This is a genomic window from Ruminococcus sp. RTP21204st1_B2_RTP21204_210225, assembly GCF_040914135.1.
GTDB classification, from domain to species: domain Bacteria; phylum Bacillota; class Clostridia; order Oscillospirales; family Ruminococcaceae; genus Hominimerdicola; species Hominimerdicola aceti.
The window spans coordinates 1-3,391 of record NZ_JBCPGA010000091.1 but is presented as its reverse complement, the minus strand read 5'-3'; the positions used below and the strand labels follow the sequence as shown (position 1 = coordinate 3,391).

Here is a 3,391-nt window from a genome sequence, read left to right as displayed (position 1 = left end):
AGAGTAAATTTCTTGAGGATATTTTTGAATGTCTTGGTTGTTGTTGCGTCTGACGTAAGGGTTGCAGTCTGATCCGCTGGAACTACATATCTTACGGGAACATTTTTCTCGGAAATGGTGTACACGATCTTCTCATTATTGCTGTTGTAAACAGGAATATCGGAAAGAATTGCAACACCGTCCGAACCTGTTTTAATTGTGTAGGTCTTACCGTTGCCCGTAATAGTAAACTCTCTGTCTCCGTTCTGATTATCCTCAGACTGTTTATTGATCTTTATCGAGCCCGTTTTAAGTTGATTGTTGAACTTCACATTCACAGTCAGATCAACATCTCCGCTTGTCAGCGTAACATTCTGAGCCTTAGGAACTTCGTATCTTGTATCTACATTGATCTCGGATACGGTGTAGGTGATCGATTTGCCCGTAGATGTGTTGTATACCTTTAATCCGCTAAATTCGGCAACGCCGTTTGCATTGGTTTTCTTGGTGTAACTGCTGCCGTCGTTTCCTGTGACCTTGAACTCTCTGCCGCTTACGATCCCATCTTCGGCGGTCTTATTGACCTTAATTGTGCCTCTCGTAAAATCTTCGGTCACAAATATATTTTCGTCAGCCTTTAATGCGAACACTTCTTCAGAGATACTGTAACCTGTCGGTGCGGAGATCTCCTTAACGTAATACTTCTTTTCAGGTAACTGAATGGAGCCTGTTCCGTCCTTGCCGATAGTGATCTCGCCGACCTTGTTTTTACAAGCCTTATCGGTATATACTCCGTATTTTGCAACCGTGCCGTCTACCTTGCTTGTGCCTGAAATTTTAACAGTTTTGTCCGAAGCAAGAACCTTGGTTATTTCAAATTTCACATCATTTTTTGTGATCCTGAAAGCCGACATATTCATAGCCGTTGCGGTCTTGCCGTCAGTCTTGTTGTTGATAACAACGCCCTCAGAACCGTTTGATTCGATTCTCCAGTGTGTACCTCCTGCGCCTGTGCCGTCGCCTACTGTCTTTGAGTTTATGAGTTTTTCCGAAACTCCAATAGACTTCAGATAGCTTATTACATCATTTCTTGAATCAAATTCGCCCATATATATCCAAGCGTGATCCTCACCAACCGGATTCTGAGCGACCACCACAGAACCTGCTGTAATAACCGAACCGTCAGCACACTCCCAATACGGGCGGTCCGTTGTCTTGATGTTCTTCTTTTCGACTTCGACCTTTGAAGTCTTTCCGTCGTAAGTTATGGTGCAGTTATCATTGACTGTAAGCCAATGATCTGTGTCAGCAGGCACAGGGTTGTTCCAACTGAACCCCGATGTTTTGTATCCAAGCTGAGTAAGAGTATAGTACACAAGACCCGAACAGTCAATGCCGAGATTATTTATCGTTTCAACAGAAAGCGGAGTGTACTGACCCTGATCATACGCATACCAGTAGCCCTTGTTTCCATAGGTATACGGTGTACCCAGCAAGGTCGCCGCCTTTGCGATCACCGTATCCGCTGACGGGAATGCCGGGTTTTCCATAGGTGTGCTTGCGGCACTTGCTGTGATTGCTCCGCTCATAGATGAACCGAACATAGAAAAAGCACAGAGTCCTGCCATGAACCCTGCGCTGAGTTTCTTTAATATTTTCGATTTTTTGAACATAAAGTGCATTTCTCCTTTCCATTTTTGCAAAGAAAAAGAGCCGGATTTCGGCTCTTTCGTTTGCACATTTTAATATATTTCATCATATCTTTGGTTGCTTATCAAATCCGCCACTGATACATATGATTCATCAATATCTATTATTTCGCTGAATCCGCAGTCGTTATTCAGCAGAAATCCTTGTCCCTGCGTATCAAGAACAAACCATGTTCCGTTTACCTTAACGACATTTGCTACATGACCATACAGTTTTGACGGCGTCCATGCAAGATAGCATTCCAAACCTGTACCTTTGCACAAATAGTAGGTCTGCCACGAATAATTCACACAAGTGCCCGAACCGTTTTCAGTCATCCAGTTGTATACCGCCTCTGCCTTGCTGTAATCAGAGCCGTTATGAGATAAGCTTCTGCCGATATCCATATATCGTTCTTCCTCAGTAGGCACCGGCAAGGGTGGTTGAGTCTGCGGCACTGTTGTAGTCTGCGGATTTGTCGTTGTGTCAGGCGGATTTGTTACCGCAGACACTGCCGATGATGACGGCTTTGCCGTTGTTGATTGGGTGGCAGACGGCTCGTTATTCTGAGACTTCTCATTGGACGGCTGGGCGTTCTGCTCCGCTAAGTTATTGTCCTGAGAATTGTTGGATGGAGTATTATTCTGCACAGCTTGGTTATTACCCTGTACAGCGTTATTCTGCCCCTGAACTGAATTGCCGCCTGTATTTGAAGTGCTTGATTTCTTAACCGCAGTTACTTCAGTATCTGTCAGCTTTGAGGAAGATGATACCGTCTGCGAAATCTTTTTAATGGTCGTTGTGGTTTTACTTGTATCCATTTCTTCCTTTGCCGATGTTACCGTGACCGCAGTTTGGCTCACATCTGAGGTTTCTGCACTTTTCGTTGACTCCGATACATTCCCGCAGGCAGTCAGCATTACTGTGCAAAGTATTGAAATATATATCGCTCTTTTCATATCATCACGCTCCTTGTCAAGCAATATAGCATATATCCGCCCACAAATCTATACTTTTTGCAAAAGTTCTACCTTTGTTACAAGATACACAGCAAATGCTTTAGCAAACTACATACTTAGCTCCGGTTCAGGTTCATCTTCAGGCTCCGACATTTCCTCATCGGGAGTGTTCTCCACCTCGATATCCGTCTGCTGAACCTGCTGCAGCTTGAGATCATAAGCATTGAGCACAGCCTGATTTACGGCAGTTCTCGCCGACTTGGTTATGGCGTGGAAGGTGTCGCTGTACTGCTTGTTGCCGTCCTTATCGGTGTATGAGGTGGAGGGCATATTGACAAATCTGCCCTTTTCGGTCTCGATGACCCTCAGTCCGTGAACGGCGAACATACCGTCCATCGTTACGCTGGCATATGCCTTGATTGCTGAATCCTCTTTGTTTACCATTCTGTTGATAGATGCGTGTATTCTCATAGTTTCATTCTCCTTTACATTGTCTGTTCGATTTCCGGTTCTTCTTCATATTCTTCAAGCGGTTGGATCACTTCCGGCTTTGTTTCTCTCACAGCAACCAGCCCGATCTCGGGCAGATCTACTATGATATGATCAAACTGCTGCTTGTACTTTTCTATCTGTTCATCGGTAAGTGAACAGCTGTCCCATTCGCCGTATTCGTTACGATAATTGCCTGAAATATAGAAAGTGCCGTGAACAAGAGTATTTCCAACTATCCTGTTAGGCTTTGAACCGTTCAGCAGAAACTCATC

The 3,391-nt window shown here is 44.5% G+C and carries 3 protein-coding genes and 1 pseudogene; all 4 read right to left on the bottom strand.

The window, feature by feature from the left end; translation table 11 throughout:
• Window positions 1–1,652: SpaA isopeptide-forming pilin-related protein (locus AB5123_RS14040; RefSeq protein ID WP_368364972.1), on the bottom strand; the 1,652-nt coding region annotated here is incomplete at its 3' end.
• A 69-nt stretch (window positions 1,653–1,721) separates the two neighbouring features.
• Window positions 1,722–2,627 carry a hypothetical protein gene (locus AB5123_RS14035; protein WP_368364971.1) on the bottom strand — a complete coding sequence of 302 codons (906 nt, stop codon included), beginning with the start codon at window positions 2,625–2,627 and terminating at the stop codon, window positions 1,722–1,724.
• A 108-nt stretch (window positions 2,628–2,735) separates the two neighbouring features.
• Complete coding sequence (locus AB5123_RS14030; protein WP_117864965.1) at window positions 2,736–3,098, bottom strand: SpoVG family protein; 363 nt, start codon at window positions 3,096–3,098, stop codon at window positions 2,736–2,738.
• 14 nt (window positions 3,099–3,112) lie between these two features.
• A pseudogene (locus tag AB5123_RS14025) lies at window positions 3,113–3,391 on the bottom strand (hypothetical protein); the annotation flags it as partial.